This window comes from Streptomyces sp. NPDC050315 (genome assembly GCF_040655775.1).
Classification (GTDB): Bacteria; Actinomycetota; Actinomycetes; order Streptomycetales; family Streptomycetaceae; genus Streptomyces.
This window is the reverse complement of the sequence record NZ_JBFAKN010000002.1, coordinates 854612-870422: the sequence shown is the minus strand read 5'-3', so window position 1 is coordinate 870422 and position 15811 is coordinate 854612. Positions and strand designations below refer to the sequence as shown.

Sequence of the window (15811 nt, the reverse complement as noted above, 5' to 3'; positions counted from 1 at the left end):
ACCGCCCACCCCGGCGGCCGGACCCGGCATCACCGGCGGAGCCCCGGTTTGACCCCCTGGTCAAGGCCCCGTAACCTTGACCGTCGGCGTCTATGTACGCCAACCACCTGAGCAAACACCTCCCGGTTCCGCCGGGGGAGGCCGCTCGTCCAATGCGGATCGCGCCCTCACGGGCGCAGCGCGTCGGATAGCCGGGCCCGCAGGGCCCCCGGGCGGCTGGCATCAGTGGTCCCCGTTTCTAGCGAGAGAGAGTTCCGCGTGTACGCGATCGTGCGCACCGGCGGCCGCCAGCAGAAGGTTGCTGTCGGCGACGTCATCGAGGTTGACCGCATTTCCACCAGCAAGGTCGGCGAGACCGTCGAGCTCTCCACGCTGCTGGTCGTCGACGGCGAGTCCGTCACGAGCGACCCGTGGGTGCTCGCCGGCGTGAAGGTCCAGGCCGAGGTCGTGGACCACCACAAGGGCGACAAGATCCGCATCCAGAAGTACAAGAACAAGACCGGTTACAAGAAGCGGATCGGCCACCGTCAGCTGCACACCGCGCTGAAGATCACCGGCATCGACGCTCCGGCGAAGTAAGGGACTGAGGAGACATGGCACACAAGAAGGGCGCATCGTCCACTCGGAACGGTCGCGATTCCAACGCTCAGCGGCTCGGCGTCAAGCGCTTCGGCGGCCAGGCCGTCCTCGCCGGTGAGATCATCGTCCGCCAGCGCGGCACCCACTTCCACCCGGGCACCGGCGTCGGCCGCGGCGGCGACGACACGCTGTTCGCGCTGCAGGCCGGTGCGGTGGAGTTCGGTACCCACCGCGGCCGCAAGGTCGTGAACATCGTTCCTGGCGTCTGAATCCCCTAGGGGCTTCGGCACCGTAGAACGGTTCCTCGCAAAGGCGGATCCCCTTCCCGTACGGGAAGCGGGTCCGCCTTTCGCGTGTTACTGAAGAGACAATTCCGTACGCGCTCCCGTACATCCCGCGTACGTCCCCGTAGTTACTGGAGGCACCCCCATGACCACCTTCGTGGACCGCGTCGAGCTGCACGTCGCCGCGGGTAACGGAGGCCACGGCTGTGCCTCCGTCTTCCGGGAGAAGTTCAAGCCGCTCGGCGGCCCCGACGGCGGCAACGGCGGCCGTGGCGGCGATGTGATCCTGGTCGTCGACCAGGACGTCACCACCCTCCTGGACTACCACCACCACCCGCACCGCAAGGCCACCAACGGCGCGCCCGGCGCGGGCGACCACCGCTCCGGCAAGAACGGCCAGGACCTCGTCCTGCCGGTCCCGGACGGCACGGTCATCCTCGACAAGAAGGGCAACGTCCTCGCCGACCTGGTCGGCCAGGGCACCACCTTCGTCGCGGGCCAGGGCGGCCGCGGCGGCCTCGGCAACGCGGCGCTGGCCTCCGCCCGCCGCAAGGCCCCCGGCTTCGCGCTGCTCGGCGAGCCGGGCGAGGAGCGGGACATCGTCCTGGAGCTCAAGACCGTCGCGGACGTGGCCCTCGTCGGCTACCCCAGCGCCGGCAAGTCCTCGCTGATCTCGGTACTCTCCGCCGCCAAGCCGAAGATCGCCGACTACCCCTTCACCACGCTCGTCCCCAACCTCGGTGTGGTGACGGCCGGTTCGACGGTGTACACGATCGCGGACGTCCCCGGCCTCATCCCCGGTGCCAGCCAGGGCAAGGGCCTCGGCCTGGAGTTCCTGCGCCACGTGGAGCGCTGCGAGGTACTGGTCCACGTCCTGGACACCGCCACCCTGGAGTCCGACCGCGACCCGCTCTCCGACCTCGACATCATCGAGGAGGAGCTCGCGCAGTACGGCGGCCTGGAGAACCGGCCCCGCGTGGTCGTCCTCAACAAGATCGACATCCCGGACGGCAAGGACCTCGCGGACATGATCCGCCCCGACCTGGAGGCCCGCGGCTACCGCGTCTTCGAGGTCTCCGCGGTGGCGCACATGGGCCTCAAGGAGCTCTCCTATGCCCTCGCCGAGACCGTCGCGCAGGCCCGCGCGGCCCGGCCCGCCCAGGAGGCGACCCGCGTCGTCATCCGCCCCCAGGCCGTCAACGACACCGGCTTCACCGTCACCCCCGAGGGAGAGAACCTCTTCCGCGTCCGCGGCGACAAGCCGGAGCGCTGGGTGCGCCAGACCGACTTCAACAACGACGAGGCCGTGGGCTACCTCGCCGACCGCCTCAACCGCCTCGGCGTCGAGGACGAGCTGCTCAAGGCCGGTGCCCGCGCGGGTGACGGTGTCGCCATCGGCCCCGAGGACAACGCGGTCGTCTTCGACTGGGAGCCGACGATGATGGCCGGCGCGGAGATGCTCGGCCGCCGCGGCGAGGACCACCGCCTGGAGGCACCCCGCCCGGCCACGCAGCGCCGCCGCGACCGCCAGGCGGAGCGGGACGAGGCGGAAGAGGCGTACGACGGCTTCAACCCGCTGGGTTGATCCGGGGGCGGCTTGGCCGCCTGTTGTGCCGTCAGGCCCGCAGCTCGCACCACACGGTTTTCCCGGTGGTGCGCTGCGGGCCTTCGTCGTCCGGGGCCACGCCCCACTTGTCGGTGGCCGCCGCGACGAGCGCGAGTCCCCGTCCGCTCTCCTCCCACGGGCCTGTGTCCCGTGCCTCGGGCAGTACGGGGTGGCGGTCGTGTACGGCGATCACCATCCCGTCCTCATGCCGCCGCACCGCGACGGTGCACCGCCGGTCCGGCACATGCCGGTACACATTGACCAGCAGCTCCGTAACGGCGAGCTCGGCAGCATCGGCCAGCTGCCCCAGCCCCCACAACCGCACGAGCGCCCGCACGACGCGCCGCACATGCCGCGCACTGTGCGTACCGACGCGAAGCGAGATCCGGTACTCCCGCGTCGGAAAGATGTAGCTATCGGTATCGGAAGTCTCATTCACAGCCCAATCGTGCGCTGGCTCGATTACCCTCTGCTACGCCGTGAATGCAACTGGACGTCTGGTTGCGCGGGTTGAGCGAGGGAGCTCCCATGGCCAATTGCAAGTCGCTCGATCCGGGGGCATCTCCGCTCGACTACTTCGGAGCGGAACTGCGAAGGCTGCGCGAGGAAGCCGGCCTGACGCTCGAACAGCTGGGCAAGCTGGTGTACTTGACCGGCTCAATGATCGGCCAGATCGAAACAGCCACGAAGATGCCCAAGGACGAGCACATCCCGCGGTTCGACGAGACGCTGGGCGCGAAGGGCGCGTTGGTGCGTCTTTGGGATCTGGTACGCCGGAGCAAGCTGCCCTACAAGCATCGGCGCGTAGCCGAACTCCAGTCCTCCGCCCGGCGCATCCTCGCCTTTCAGCCCCAGGTGGTCTACGGACTTCTGCAGACTCCGGAGTACGCGCGGGCCGTGCTCGGCGTACTCGACAAGGAAGGTCTCGACGACCGCGTGGAAGCATGGCTGGCGCGGCAGCGCATTCTGGAGGGCGCGCAGCCGCCATTGCTCTGGGTCGTCATGGGCGAGGCCGTTCTCTACCAGGAAGTCGGCGGCCAAGAGGTGATGCGAAAGCAACTGGCACACCTGTTGAGTTACCGCGACTCCCGCCATGTGCATATCCAGGTCCTGCCGTACTCGGCCGGTGCACACGCCGGTCTGGTCGGTGCGTTCACGCTGTTCTCCTACCGAGACCAGGCAGATATCGTCTACGCCGAGGGCTACGGCGGTGCCGAGCCGACCGCCAATCCTGAATCCGCCGAGGATTGCTCGCTCCGCTACGATCATCTGCAATCTGCAGCCCTGGCGCCGAATGTCTCGGCAGAGCTGATTGCCCGTGTGATGGAGGAGCGCTATGGCCACGCCCGCGAACCTGGACCGCGCCCGGTGGCGTAAGTCCAGCTACAGCACCAACGAAGGCGGCGAGTGTGTCGAGGTGGCCTCGCTCCCTGCCCTCATCGCCATCCGGGACTCCAAGAACCCCGACGGGCCCGTCGTCACCGTCGACCCCGGAACCTTCGCCGAGTTCATCGGCTACGTGGGCCGCACGCACGACTGAGGGCCCGTGTAAACACGGGCCCTCAGTCGTATCGCTACGTCGCGTCGTCAGACGACCGCGCGGGTCTCCGAGCCCTCGGCCGACTCGTCGCCGCTCTCCGCCGCGTCAGCGGCTTCCGCCGGCTCGGCCGACTTCGGGGACTCCGAGGGGTCCAGCTCCATCTCCTCGGCGGCCTCCTGCGCCTCGTGCGCTTCCGTGCCCTCGTCGCGCTGGCCCGGGACGCCCGCGAGCCGGGCCTCCATCCGGACCTGCCGCTCCTCGGCCGCCGCGTGCAGCGCCAGCGCGGCCGCGTTGAAGCGGGCCAGCGACGGCGGGTCCGACGGTCCCAGCAGGTGCTCCTTCAGCTCCTTACGGGCCTGAACGAGCGTGTCCCGCTCCGGATTCCGCACCGTCTCCAGCAGCCCGGCGACACCGTCCGCCTCCGGCGTGAGGATCGTCGCCGCCCGCACCGTCGGGAAGTTCGTACGGAACTCCTCCTCGGTCATCCCGGACGTATTCGCGACCGCGTACGGCTTCTCGCTGCTCAGGTAGTCCGAGACCACGCTGGAGACATCGCTGATGAGGACGTCCGCCTGGTTGAAGCAGGCGAAGATCGCGGGGCGGGCCGAGGTGATGATCCGGTGCTCCCACTCGGGGAACGAGGCCCAGTACGCGGCCTCCCACGCGGCGGTCGCCTCCGCCACGGCGGCGGCGCGGCCCGCCTCGGGAGCGCTCTGGATCAGCATCTTCTCCAGCTCGTCCGCGCTCCTCCCGAAGTCGGAGGTGGTGAGGGCGCGCAGCTCCTCGGTACGGGCCTCCAGCTCGGCGGCGGCCTCCGGGCCCACGCCCTGGCCCTCCCGCTCGGCGGCGCGCTGCGCAATCGCCTCCTGGATCATCGCCTTGATACGGGCGTTCGCAGCGCCGGCCTCGGGGTCGACCGAACCGGTCATCGGGTGCGGCTTGTACAGCAGCCGCACCTTCGGGTCGGCCAGCAGCTCACGCACGATGTTCTCGCCGGCCAGGATCACCGACGTGTTGCCGGGGTTGCCGTCCCAGCCCTCCCACGTCGGCGCGTACAGCACGGTCGTGTACTCGCCCTTGGGCGCGCCCTCGTACGCCTTGATGGGCGACAGCTGCGGGCGGCCCACCTCGACGACGTCCTTGTCCTCCACGCCGATGTCGGCGAGCTGGTAGCGGTCGCGCGCCGCGGGACCGGCCACCCACACCTCGTCGTACGCCTTCGCGTACGGGTTGCAGGACGACAGCTTGTCGCTCTCACCGTGGTTGATGAACGCGTGCTTGATGGAGGGGATGCGCAGGATCTGCGAGGTCTTGCCGGAGTTCGCGGGGTGCAGCAGCACCTTCAGCGCCGAGTGCTCCAGGCGCATCAGGTTCGCGACCTTGGGGATGCAGACGATCGGGATGTCCGTCGCGTCGATCTTCTGCACCATGAAGCGCTCACGCAGCACGATGATCGGCTTGCCGTCCAGCTCGGCGAGCGTGCTCAGCCACATGTTGGCCTGGTACGCGGAGGTCGTGCCGCCGGAGAAGTACATGCCGACGGTGGGCTTGTACTCCTGCAGCCACTCGTCCAGCCACTCCAGGGCCTGCTCGTTGCTGACCGCGCGCTTCTTGGGGAGCAGCCAGGTCGCGAGGTAGACGGTGCCGCCGATGGCGAGCACCAGGGAGACGGCCAGGCCGATCCCGCCCCACAGGGCGTCCCGGGTGATCGCGGTGGCCATCATGCCGAGCGTGGTCGGCACGGAGAAACGCAGCAGGCGGCGGCCGGTCTGACGGGCCAGCAGCCGCGGCGGGGCGTTGGTCAGACGCAGCGCGGAGGCGTCGATGTTACGGGTGAGGAAGGGCAGCGTACGGGTGCGGCGGACCAGTACGGCCGCCGCCTGGCACGCGAAGTGCGCCACATAGAAGACGAGCAGCCCGATCGTGAGGGGGGCCTGCTCCTTGAGCGGGTTGATGCCCGGGATGTGCAGCAGTCCGACCAGGATCAGCATGTCGCGGATGAGCTGGCGGACGGTGATGTCCAGCCGGATCTTTCCCAGCAGGGAGAGCAGCCCGGGCTGCTTGTGCTGCAGATAGAGGTCGAGGCCGAGGTTCACCACGGACGCGGCGATGAACAACGGGACCACGGGCAGCAGGGCACCGACGAGCTGGGCCACGAACGCGATGAGCATCGCGAGCAAGGCCACGAGCTTGAGAGCTCGTCGGTTGGCGAATCCGGCGGAAGGCACGGGCGGGGCTCCTGGCGGCAAGTCGGTCAGGTGGGGGGCCGGTGGGGCGGCCGAGACCCGGGGCAGGTGTGACCCGGGCGACACTCCCTGCACACTCCCTGCGGGCCGTCCGGGCGGCAGGAAGGGACAGGTCGACAACCGACCGTATGACTTTGGCTGCCCCGGTGACAATCTGCTGTGGCTCGGATCACCGCGAACCGGGACGATTCGCTCGGAACCAAATGCTGCCCTTTTCCGTCTTGCGTAGGTTGCCCGCAAGCATGATCACAGGGACCGCAGGCGTACGCGCCACCTGTCCGGCAGCCGATATGCACAGGCGCCCGATGGTCCGTCTGCCGTAGATTTCCCCCGTACGGGCGTTCATGTCAGTACGCCGTACGGCATCCCTCTCCGTAGGCCGTACGGCAGCATCCACTGGGCCATACGGCGACGGGGACGGCGAGTACGGCAACGGGCGCGGCGAGCACGGCGGTGGGCACGGCGACGGGCACGGTGGCGGGCACGGTGGCGGGCGGCGACGGACGCTGCGCGGGTATGGCGGCGCACGGCGAGCACGAGCGGTACGGCGACAATGGGCGACCACGGGCGAGCAGCGAGTACGCCCACGGGCGAGTAGCGAGTACAGGGGTAATGGTGACAAGCGCAGGGCAGGCGGCAGACGGGCGACGGGACGGCGCGGAGGCGCGGGACGTGACAGGCGCCCCCCAGGGCGTGAGGGGCCCGCGGCCGAGCGTGTCGGACGCCCGCAAGGACGTGACGGACGCCCGACGGATCGTGGTGAAGGTCGGCTCGTCCTCGCTGACCACCGCGGCCGGCGGGCTGGACGCCGACCGCGTGGACGCCCTCGTCGACGTCCTGGCCAAGCACCAGGACAAGGAAATAGTGCTGGTCTCCTCCGGCGCCATCGCCGCCGGCCTCGCCCCCCTCGGCCTGGAGAAGCGCCCCCGCGACCTGGCCCGCCAGCAGGCGGCCGCCAGCGTCGGCCAGGGCCTCCTCGTCGCCCGCTACACCGCCTCCTTCGCGCGCTACGGCCGCCGCGTCGGCCAGGTCCTCCTCACCTCCGACGACACCAGCCGCCGCACCCACTACCGCAACGCCTACCGCACCCTCGACCAGCTGCTCGCCATGGGCGCCGTACCGATCGTCAACGAGAACGACACGGTCGCCACCGACGAGATCCGCTTCGGCGACAACGACCGCCTGGCCGCCCTCGTCGCCCACCTGGTCCGCGCCGACCTGCTGGTGCTGCTCTCGGACGTGGACGGCCTGTACGACGGCGACCCCTCGACCCCCGGAACATCGCGCATAGCGGAAGTCCGCGGCCCCGCCGACCTGGAGGGCATCTCCATCGGCAGCGCGGGCAAGGCCGGCGTCGGCACCGGCGGCATGGTCACCAAGGTCGAGGCCGCCCGCATCGCCGCGGCCGCCGGCATCCCGGTCGTCCTCACCTCCGCCGTACACGCCTCCGAAGCGCTCGCCGGCGGCCCCACCGGCACCCACTTCCATCGCACCGGACGCCGCTCCGCCGACCGGCTCCTCTGGCTCGCACACGCCTCCACCCCGCGCGGCGCGCTCATCCTCGACGACGGCGCGGTCGAAGCCATCGTCGAACGCCACTCCTCGCTCCTCCCGGCCGGCATCGCCGCGGTCGAGGGCTCCTTCAGCGCCGGCGAACCGGTCGAACTCCGCAACACGGCCGGCGACCCCATCGCCCGCGGCCTCGTCAACTTCGACGCCCGAGAAATCCCCCACCTGATCGGCCGCTCCACATACGACCTCGCCCGCGAACTGGGCCCGGCGTACGAGCGCGAGGTGGTCCACCGGGACGACTTGGTGGTCTTGACGGGGCGCTGAGGAGCCTGGCGCGGGGCGCTGAGGCGGCCGTCGGCGGCGGGGCGAGGGGGCGGGCCGCTGGGGGCTTGGGGAGGCGTAGGGCGGGAACTCGGTGCGGCGACTGCCGGCCACCCCGGGCGGGCGACTGCCGGGACCGGTGGAACCCGGCAGTCAGCCGGAACCCGGCAGGCAGCCGAGAGGCGGCCGAGGGGGAATCCGTATGGCTTCGTACGGCTCTGCGTGGCTTCCGTACGGGATCCGCGCGGGCCCCTGCGTCGTTCCTACGGCATCCGCGCGGGCCCCTGCATCATCCCTGCATCGTCCCTGCGTCATCCCTACGGCATCCGTGCGGGACCCGGCAGCACGGCCGAAAGACCATCCTCAAGACCAGCCTTTCAACGGAGACCTTCTCGAAAACGCCCCCGCGAAGGCCCGCGGGCTGGTCAACTTTGTTGCAGGGGCGCTGTAGGGGAGCGGCGTTCCCGGCGCAGTACGAGCGCGCTACGCCGATGTGAGACAGCACCGATCGGCTCCGCCACGCGCGAGCGGAGCGATACGCATAACAGGAGGCCGCCGGTGAGACGAGGGCGCCGAGGGGCGCTGCCCCGAGGGACGGCGGAGCGGACGCTGACCAGCGTGGGGACCAGCATCCAGCCCGGTCCCGGTGAGGAGACCGCCGGGGCGGAGCACGACGAACGGACACAGCAGGCAGGCGGCCGGGCGCAGCCGGGCGAACGTGCACAGACGGGCGGGCGGCTCAAAGAGGCATCGCTCCCGCACGAGCGGGAGGTGTCCCGGCTCTGGCACGTCACCCTCAGCGTCTCCGGCAAGGAGGCCCCGCTGAAGGAGGTCCGGCGGGCCCTGGAACAGCTGGCCCACGACCATCCCTTTCTGCTGACCAGCAGGTACGCCAACGATCACGCGGAGATCCGTTACTGGGAGGAGGCCAGGGACCTGCACGACGCGGCGGCAGTGGCCCTGCGCCTGTGGGGCGAACACCGCTCCTCGGCGAAGCTGCCCCCCTGGGAGATCGTCGGCCTGGAAGTCATCGACCGCGAGACCTACCACCAACGCATCGCCGAAGGCTACGGCCCACCCCCAGCCTCCCCCGTAGGCGTCCACCCGTACTGACCCCCCGCCCCTATTAGCCCCGCCCCCCTCCACGAAACTCATCACATCAGGCAACAAAAACAAGAAACGAACTACGCTCAGTAATCGTTGCCGAAGTGATGAGCAAGGAGGCGGCGGCGAGGGGGCCTCGAAGGGACCCGGGCGGGTGCCCCCCGCGGTGGCGGCCGCCCCGCCCGCGCCGTCCCCGCTGCTCGCGCCGTCCCCGCTGCCCGCCCCGCACGCCCCGACCGTCCCGCCCGCCCCGCCGAGTGTCCACCCCCGCCCCCGCCGTGTCCCGCAGTGTGGAATGCGGGCCGGGCGCCGAGCCCGGCCCGGCTAGGCTGCGGGCCATGACCAGCGCATCCGACGCCACGCAGACTGCCCAGAGCTCGCCCGTCCTCGACACCGCCCGTCGCGCCAGGGAGGCGGCCGCCACGCTCGCCCCGCTGCCGCGCACGGCCCGGGACGGCGCGCTGCTGGCCGTCGCCGACGCGTTGGTGGCCAGGACCGACGAGATCGTCGCCGCCAACGCCGAGGACATCGCCAAGGCGCGCGAAGCCGGCACGAGCGACGCCATCGTGGACCGGCTCACCCTGACCCCCGAGCGCATCGCCGCCATCGCCGCCGACGTGCGGTACGTCGTGGCGCTGCCCGACCCGGTCGGCGAGGTCGTCCGCGGCTCGACCCTCCCCAACGGCCTGGACCTGCGTCAGGTCCGGGTCCCGCTCGGCGTCGTCGGGATCATCTACGAGGCCCGCCCGAACGTCACGGTCGACGCCGCCGCGCTCTGCCTGAAGTCCGGCAACGCCGTCCTGCTGCGCGGCTCGTCCTCCGCGTACGCCTCGAACACCGCGCTGGTCGCCGTCCTGCGCGACGCGGTGGCGGAGGCCGGGCTGCCCGCCGACGCCGTCCAGCTGGTGCCGGGCCAGAGCCGGGAGTCGGTGAAGGAGCTGATGCGCGCCCGCGGCCTGGTCGACGTGCTGATCCCGCGCGGCGGTGCCTCGCTCATCCGTACGGTCGTGGAGGAGTCCACCGTCCCGGTCATCGAGACCGGCACCGGCAACTGCCACGTGTACGTCGACAAGGACGCCGACATCGATACGGCGCTCAAGATCCTCATCAACTCCAAGGCGCAGCGCCCCAGTGTGTGCAACGCCGCCGAGACCGTCCTCGTGCACGCCGGCATCGCGGACACCTTCCTGCCGCGCGCGCTGGCCGCCCTTACGGAGGCGGGCGTGATGGTGCACGGCGACGAGGCCTGGCAGAAGGCCGGGCCCGGGATGGTCGCGCCCGCCGCGGACGAGGACTGGGCGACGGAGTACCTCTCGTACGACATCGCCGCCGCCGTGGTGCCCGACCTGGATGCCGCTGTCGCGCACATCCGGCGCTGGTCCTCCGGTCACACCGAGGCCATCGTCACCACTTCGCAGGCCGCGGCGCGCCGCTTCACCCAGCTGGTGGACTCCACCACGGTCGCGGTCAACGCCTCGACCCGCTTCACGGACGGCAGCCAGTTCGGTTTCGGCGCCGAGATCGGCATCTCCACTCAGAAGCTGCACGCGCGCGGCCCGATGGGCCTGCCGGAGCTGACCTCCACGAAGTACATCGTCACGGGCGACGGACACGTACGGGGCTGACGGCAGACACGTACGGGGCCAACGAGGGCGCGTACGGGGGGCGGCGAAGGGCGCGTACGAGTGCGGCGAGGGGCGCGTACGGGGCTGACGAAGTGGGCCTTGTGGCGCGGCCCTTGGGAAGCGGGGCGGGCGGCGTCACTTGAGCCACCCGCGGCCCCCATGGCCGAATTCCCTTTCACACTGCCCAGATTGGCCGCTTCCGGCTAATCTGGACACGTGCCGGACGACGTGGGGGCCGGGCCGTTCCCGGACGGCGGCGAGCCCGACGAGCACCACAACGGGAACCACGGAGAGGCGGACGCGCGCTCGCCCTATGAGGGCGAGGGCGATGAGTTCGCCGCCGTGGTCTTCGACGAGGAATTCGTCCGGTCAGCGCTCGTTCACGAGCCGACCGCCGTCGAGCGGATGGTCGCCGCCGCGCAGGCCCGCGCCGAGTCGGAAGCCGGGCGCGGCCACTCGCTGCCGGCCACGGACCGGGACGGAAGCCTCGACGGTGACCGACCGGGCGACGGCCGGCGCGGCCGGGACGGCCGAGAAGGGCCTGGAGAGGCCGCAGGAGCGCCGAACAGCCGTTACCTGGACGATGTCTCGGACATCTCGACCTACGGCCCGTACGGGCCCTACGGCGGCGCTCTGCGCCCGTACCGCGGCACGGCCCGCTGGCACCGCCCCATCGCCTGGGTGCTCGCCGTCCTCATGGGCATCGGCATGGTCGTGCTGGCCTTCACAGCCGTCTACCGAGGTGCTTCGGGCCGTACGCAGAGCCCGGCCCCGCCGCCCGCCACAACGGGCGTCGACGGCAGGCCGCCCACCGCGCACATCGGGCAGGCGCCCGCCTCCAGTGCCGAGCGCGGCAATCCGGCGCCGCCCGTCGTGCAGCCCTCGGCGTCCGCCGATTCCGGCCCGCCCTCGGCCCCCGCCGTGCCGCGCACGCCGTGAGGCACAAGCTGATCCACGCGCTGATCCACCCGCGCGCGCCGGAGCGCTCCGCTCCCGCTTGAGCCATCTGTGCGCCGTGCCTGACCTGCACAGGGAAGTTGGCGCACACCTGGGCGTTTACCTCGGCCGCTGCCGACCTACTCTTGTTGTATGACCGGGCCAGGTGACCCTCCCGAAGGGACCCCCGAGGGCGCCCCGGGTGGAGGGGAGGACGAATACCGATCCGTCGTGTTCGACGAATCGTTTGTACGCGCTGCGCGTTTGCAGGAGTTCTCCGCCCAGGAGCGCATGGGGGACCACGCACGCGCCGTGCGCAGTCGGCATGCCTGGTCCCGTTTCGGCGGCTCCCGCCAGGCGCTGATCCTGGTCCTCCTGATTGCGCTGGCTTTCGGTACCGCGATCTACATGGGTGTCCGCCATCCCTACCGCGCCCCGGAGCCCACCCCCGCGCCACCGTTGCGCAGTACGGTCATTCCGCTCGCTCCGGTGGGCACGGTGCCCGGCGGGCGCCCGAGTGACCTCTTCGACCGCAGTCCGGCGGCCGGTTTCCGGATCGGCGCGGCGGGCGTCAATCTCCCCGTGGTACGGCGCACCGGCGAGTTCTCCGACAGTCAGGTCATGACCGCCCTGACCACGGCGAAGGAGTACGTCGTGCGCTCCTCGCTGGATCCGGACACGCTGTCCGGCGGGCCCGCGCGGGGGGTGCGGCTGCTGCTGGACACCTCGCAGCTCGACCAGTTCGACCGGAGCCTGCGGCGGCCTTCCGACGACGGGCGGCACGCCGCCACCGGTTGGCTCGTCCGCTTCGATCCCTCGCAGGCCCGGCTCGCCGATCCGCGCGTACGGGTCGACGGCACGCTGGCGGTGGAGTCGGCCGCGGCCGGCAACGCCCTGGAGGTCACCGCGGACTACACCTTCGTGTACGCGATGCGGCCGCCCGACGACCGGTCTGCTGCCGGTGGCCCCGGGAACACCGCTCCGGCCGCCGCAGAGAGGCCGTCGGGGAGCGCGACCGGCAGTACGGCCGGCGGCACGGCCGACGCTGCCAGTACGGCGGTCAGCACGGCAGTCAGTACCGCCTCTGGGGCCGACGGCAAGGTGCGGTCGGCGGCGCAGCAGCGTGCCGACGGCGCGTCACTGTTCACCGTGCGCCGTGAACTGCACTTCCGCTTCGACCGGGACGATCTGCGCGACCGCCGCCTGGAGCTGCAGTCGAGCTACCTTCAGGCGGGCCCGATGTCGTGCAGCTCGGGGCCGGAGCGTGCGCTGCGGCCGCTGCTGGCGGGCGAGCGGGCCGGTAACGGCCGCCCGCAGGGCACCGACCCGTACGCCCACGGCAGTACGAACGCCTCGCTCTGTGGCGTCATGGCCCGGTCGGCGGAACCGAGCCCGCTGCCCTGAGGCCGACCGGACATCAGGCCGACCGGACATCCGGCCGTCACGAACACCGCGAGCTCGTCGCTGACCCGCTCCCCGATCACCGGCCCGGCGGCTTACCGGCCCGGTGACGACTCCGGGCCGTCGGCGTCCGGCTGTCCCGGGTCCTGCCGACCCGTACCGCCGGCGCGGCCGCTGCCGAACACCGTGTCGCGCAGCTTGCCCCCCAGGTCACCGGCGCCGCCCGCTATGTCGCGCACCAGGCCCATCAGCGGGTCCTTGCTGTTGCGCACCGAGTCGGCGTAGTGGGTCGCGGACTCCTTGAAGGAGTCGGACACGGAGGTGTCCTTGTCCTCGCCGCGGCGCGGGTAGTGGCCGTCCATGATGCGCTGGTAGTCGCGCGAGGCGGCCCACTTCTTGAGCTCGGCGGCGCGCACGGTCGTGAACGGGTGGCTGCGGGGCAGCACGTTCAGGATCTTCAGGACGGAGTCGCGCAGGTCGCCGCCGCGCTCGTACTCGTCCGCCTGGGCGAGGAACGCGTCGACATTCATCTCGTGGAGGTGGTTGCCGCCCGCGAGCTTCATGAGGCCGCGCATCGAAGCCTGCAGGTCCTGGCCGGTCAGCAGGCCCGCGCGGTCCGCGGACAGTTCGGACTTGCGGAACCACTCGCGCAGCCCGGTCACTATGGCCATGATCGCCACATTGCCCAGCGGGATCCACGCGACCTTCAGGGCGAGGTTCGTCAGGAACAGCAGTATCGTCCGGTACACCGCGTGCCCGGAGAGCGCGTGCCCGACCTCGTGGCCGACGACCGCGCGCATCTCCTCCTCGTCGAGCAGCTCGACGAGGCCCGTGGTCAGCACGATCACCGGCTCGTCCAGGCCGATGCACATGGCGTTGGGCTGCGGGTCCTGATTGACGTACATCGGGGGGACCTTCTCCAGGTCCAGGATGTAACAGGCGTCCCGCAGCATGTCGTTGAGGTGCGAGAACTGCTGGTCGCTGACGCGCACCGAGTCCGAGAGGTACATCAGCCGCAGGCTGCGCTCGGGGAGCAGGCCGCTCAGTGCCTTGAAGACGGTGTCGAACCCGCTCAGCTTGCGCAGGGCAACCAGAGCGGACCGGTCCGCGGGGTGCTCGTACGCCCGGGAGGAGATCCCCGGGAACCGCCTGCGGTCCCTGCTCGGTACGCGCTCGCTGCCGCTCGGGCCGTCCGTCATGTGAGCCTCCCCCTGATTCGACTGCGTGAATTCAGAGTAGAGGACGCCACTGACAGTGCTTTGGATGCTCGGCGTACGCTGGCGAAGGAACGAATCGCCGCAGATGCCCCGCAGGGGCAGCCGCTCGCGGCGGGGCGCCGGCCGCGGCCGGACGCCCGAGGCCCGTGGTGCGTACGGGCCGCACAGCCCCCCACAAAGGAGCCGACTTCTCATGGTGGATCCGAGCATGCTGCTCGCCCTGCAGACCTCCAACGCCGACGGCCCGGGCTGGATCCTGCGGACCGTGATCATCGTCGGTGTGCTCGGCGCGATCTTCATGGCGTGGTTCCTGCTGCGCGGCTACGGCGGCGACCAGGACTGAGGCGACCGCTCGGGCGGTACAGGAGGCGCTGCGGGGCTCCCACCCGGTGGCCTCGGACACTCGTCGGCGGCCCTGCGGACGGTGGTGGAATCCACCGGAAAGGTCCGCTGACGGACCGTTCCGGCGGAGTCGGGGTGAGCTCCGGACAGGCCCGCGCTTACGATGTGGGCGAAGTCCCTGCCCGCATCAGCCCGGATTGGTTCTGCCGACGATGAGCCTGCACACCACCGCACAGTCCCTGGTCGCCCTCGCCGAGGGCGGCGAGCACGGCGGCAACCACGAAAGCCTCAGCCCTTACGTGACGGGCGGCGGCGCCCTGATCGTGCTGCTGCTCCTGCTGTGGATCACCACGCGCTTCAACCGGGACCGCTGAGGCCGGGCACCCCTGTCCCCTCGATGCGCGGCGCCCAGTAGGGTCTGCACGCATGGGAGAGCAGACAGGGCCTGTGAAGCGGCGGCTCGGAGTGATGGGCGGGACGTTCGACCCGATCCATCATGGTCACCTGGTCGCCGCCAGCGAGGTGGCCAGCCAGTTCCACCTCGATGAGGTCATCTTCGTACCCACGGGACAGCCGTGGCAGAAGAGCCACAAGGTGGTGTCCCCGGCCGAGGACCGGTACCTGATGACGGTCATCGCGACCGCGTCCAACCCCCAGTTCTCCGTCAGCCGCATCGACATCGACCGCGGCGGCAAGACGTACACCATCGACACCCTTCGGGATCTGCGCGCCGAGCACACGGATGCGGATCTCTTCTTCATCACCGGCGCCGACGCGCTGGGCCAGATCCTGACCTGGCGCGACGCCGAGGAGCTGTTCTCGCTCGCCCACTTCATCGGGGCGACCAGGCCCGGTCACGTACTGGCCGATCCCGGTCTTCCCGAGGGCGGGGTCTCCCTGGTGGAGGTGCCGGCGCTGGCCATCTCCTCGACCGACTGCCGGTCGCGCGTCGCCCAGGGGGAGCCGGTCTGGTACCTGGTGCCCGACGGCGTGGTGCGCTACATCGACAAGCGCCGCCTCTACCGGGACGAGCGCCACAGCCACCGCCACGACCACGACGACGACCGCTGACGACGACCGCCGACGGGGCCGACGGAA

16 protein-coding genes are annotated in these 15811 nt (G+C 70.9%); 13 read left to right on the top strand and 3 right to left on the bottom strand.

What is annotated here, in order from left to right; all coding sequences use genetic code 11:
• The first annotated feature begins 258 nt into the window (after positions 1 to 258).
• The 3 genes from rplU to obgE all read left to right on the top strand — a co-directional run bounded on the left by rplU (position 259) and on the right by obgE (position 2448).
• Positions 259 to 579: a 50S ribosomal protein L21 gene (rplU, locus tag AB0I82_RS10880; protein ID WP_031062249.1), complete on the top strand. Its 321-nt coding sequence runs from the start codon at positions 259 to 261 to the stop codon at positions 577 to 579.
• A 14-nt stretch (positions 580 to 593) separates the two neighbouring features.
• Positions 594 to 848, top strand: coding sequence for a 50S ribosomal protein L27 (gene rpmA, locus AB0I82_RS10875; RefSeq protein WP_030249625.1), 255 nt, complete (start codon positions 594 to 596; stop codon positions 846 to 848).
• Positions 849 to 1008: 160 nt separating this feature from the next.
• Positions 1009 to 2448, top strand: a complete 1440-nt coding sequence (gene obgE, locus AB0I82_RS10870) for a GTPase ObgE (protein WP_363256817.1) — start codon at positions 1009 to 1011, stop codon at positions 2446 to 2448.
• Positions 2449 to 2479: 31 nt separating this feature from the next.
• On the opposite strand, the gene AB0I82_RS10865 is transcribed toward obgE, so the two are convergent.
• Positions 2480 to 2818 carry an ATP-binding protein gene (locus tag AB0I82_RS10865; RefSeq protein ID WP_363256816.1) on the bottom strand — a complete coding sequence of 113 codons (339 nt, stop codon included), beginning with the start codon at positions 2816 to 2818 and terminating at the stop codon, positions 2480 to 2482.
• 179 nt (positions 2819 to 2997) lie between these two features.
• On the opposite strand from AB0I82_RS10865, the gene AB0I82_RS10860 reads away from it, so the two are divergent.
• Positions 2998 to 3846, top strand: coding sequence for a helix-turn-helix transcriptional regulator (locus AB0I82_RS10860; RefSeq protein ID WP_363256815.1), 849 nt, complete (start codon positions 2998 to 3000; stop codon positions 3844 to 3846).
• Positions 3806 to 4009, top strand: coding sequence for a DUF397 domain-containing protein (locus tag AB0I82_RS10855; protein WP_363256814.1), 204 nt, complete (start codon positions 3806 to 3808; stop codon positions 4007 to 4009). Before AB0I82_RS10860 ends, AB0I82_RS10855 begins: the two co-directional genes overlap by 41 nt.
• A gap of 47 nt (positions 4010 to 4056) precedes the next feature.
• Here the strand turns inward: AB0I82_RS10855 and AB0I82_RS10850 are convergent, their stop codons facing one another.
• The gene (locus tag AB0I82_RS10850; RefSeq protein ID WP_363256813.1) at positions 4057 to 6237 is read right to left on the bottom strand and encodes a hypothetical protein; all 2181 of its coding nucleotides are present in this window, start codon (positions 6235 to 6237) and stop codon (positions 4057 to 4059) included.
• Positions 6238 to 6990: 753 nt separating this feature from the next.
• Between AB0I82_RS10850 and proB the strand changes: the two genes are divergently transcribed.
• The 5 genes from proB (at position 6991) to AB0I82_RS10825 (ending at position 13157) form a co-directional block, all read left to right on the top strand.
• Entirely contained in the window at positions 6991 to 8091 is a 1101-nt protein-coding gene (proB, locus tag AB0I82_RS10845; RefSeq protein ID WP_363256932.1) for a glutamate 5-kinase, read from the top strand.
• Between the two features lie 555 nt (positions 8092 to 8646).
• Positions 8647 to 9201: a hypothetical protein gene (locus AB0I82_RS10840; RefSeq protein WP_363256812.1), complete on the top strand. Its 555-nt coding sequence runs from the start codon at positions 8647 to 8649 to the stop codon at positions 9199 to 9201.
• Between the two features lie 329 nt (positions 9202 to 9530).
• Positions 9531 to 10817 carry a glutamate-5-semialdehyde dehydrogenase gene (locus AB0I82_RS10835; protein WP_363256811.1) on the top strand — a complete coding sequence of 429 codons (1287 nt, stop codon included), beginning with the start codon at positions 9531 to 9533 and terminating at the stop codon, positions 10815 to 10817.
• Between the two features lie 216 nt (positions 10818 to 11033).
• A complete protein-coding gene (locus tag AB0I82_RS10830; RefSeq protein WP_363256809.1) occupies positions 11034 to 11756 on the top strand; it encodes a hypothetical protein in 723 nt (240 codons plus the stop codon).
• Positions 11757 to 11906: 150 nt separating this feature from the next.
• Positions 11907 to 13157: a hypothetical protein gene (locus tag AB0I82_RS10825; RefSeq protein WP_363256808.1), complete on the top strand. Its 1251-nt coding sequence runs from the start codon at positions 11907 to 11909 to the stop codon at positions 13155 to 13157.
• A 92-nt stretch (positions 13158 to 13249) separates the two neighbouring features.
• On the opposite strand, the gene AB0I82_RS10820 is transcribed toward AB0I82_RS10825, so the two are convergent.
• Positions 13250 to 14353, bottom strand: coding sequence for a M48 family metallopeptidase (locus AB0I82_RS10820; RefSeq protein ID WP_363256807.1), 1104 nt, complete (start codon positions 14351 to 14353; stop codon positions 13250 to 13252).
• 211 nt (positions 14354 to 14564) lie between these two features.
• On the opposite strand from AB0I82_RS10820, the gene AB0I82_RS10815 reads away from it, so the two are divergent.
• From AB0I82_RS10815 to nadD, 3 genes are all read left to right on the top strand, one after another.
• Positions 14565 to 14714 (top strand): hypothetical protein, encoded by a 150-nt coding sequence (locus AB0I82_RS10815; RefSeq protein WP_363256806.1) that lies wholly within the window; start codon positions 14565 to 14567, stop codon positions 14712 to 14714.
• Between the two features lie 211 nt (positions 14715 to 14925).
• Positions 14926 to 15087, top strand: a complete 162-nt coding sequence (locus tag AB0I82_RS10810) for a hypothetical protein (protein WP_030249591.1) — start codon at positions 14926 to 14928, stop codon at positions 15085 to 15087.
• A gap of 52 nt (positions 15088 to 15139) precedes the next feature.
• Entirely contained in the window at positions 15140 to 15784 is a 645-nt protein-coding gene (nadD, locus tag AB0I82_RS10805; protein ID WP_363256805.1) for a nicotinate-nucleotide adenylyltransferase, read from the top strand.
• Positions 15785 to 15811 lie beyond the last annotated feature (27 nt).

Bases quoted from the DNA above. Each gene is read 5' to 3' on its own strand.
- AB0I82_RS10855 (WP_363256814.1), top strand. From the start codon at position 3,806: ATGGCCACGCCCGCGAACCTGGACCGCGCCCGGTGGCGTAAGTCCAGC.
- AB0I82_RS10815 (WP_363256806.1), top strand. From the start codon at position 14,565: ATGGTGGATCCGAGCATGCTGCTCGCCCTGCAGACCTCCAACGCCGAC.
- nadD (WP_363256805.1), top strand. From the start codon at position 15,140: ATGGGAGAGCAGACAGGGCCTGTGAAGCGGCGGCTCGGAGTGATGGGC.
- AB0I82_RS10860 (WP_363256815.1), top strand. From the start codon at position 2,998: ATGGCCAATTGCAAGTCGCTCGATCCGGGGGCATCTCCGCTCGACTAC.
- AB0I82_RS10825 (WP_363256808.1), top strand. From the start codon at position 11,907: ATGACCGGGCCAGGTGACCCTCCCGAAGGGACCCCCGAGGGCGCCCCG.
- rpmA (WP_030249625.1), top strand. From the start codon at position 594: ATGGCACACAAGAAGGGCGCATCGTCCACTCGGAACGGTCGCGATTCC.
- AB0I82_RS10820 (WP_363256807.1), bottom strand. From the start codon at position 14,353: ATGACGGACGGCCCGAGCGGCAGCGAGCGCGTACCGAGCAGGGACCGC.
- AB0I82_RS10835 (WP_363256811.1), top strand. From the start codon at position 9,531: ATGACCAGCGCATCCGACGCCACGCAGACTGCCCAGAGCTCGCCCGTC.
- AB0I82_RS10810 (WP_030249591.1), top strand. From the start codon at position 14,926: ATGAGCCTGCACACCACCGCACAGTCCCTGGTCGCCCTCGCCGAGGGC.
- obgE (WP_363256817.1), top strand. From the start codon at position 1,009: ATGACCACCTTCGTGGACCGCGTCGAGCTGCACGTCGCCGCGGGTAAC.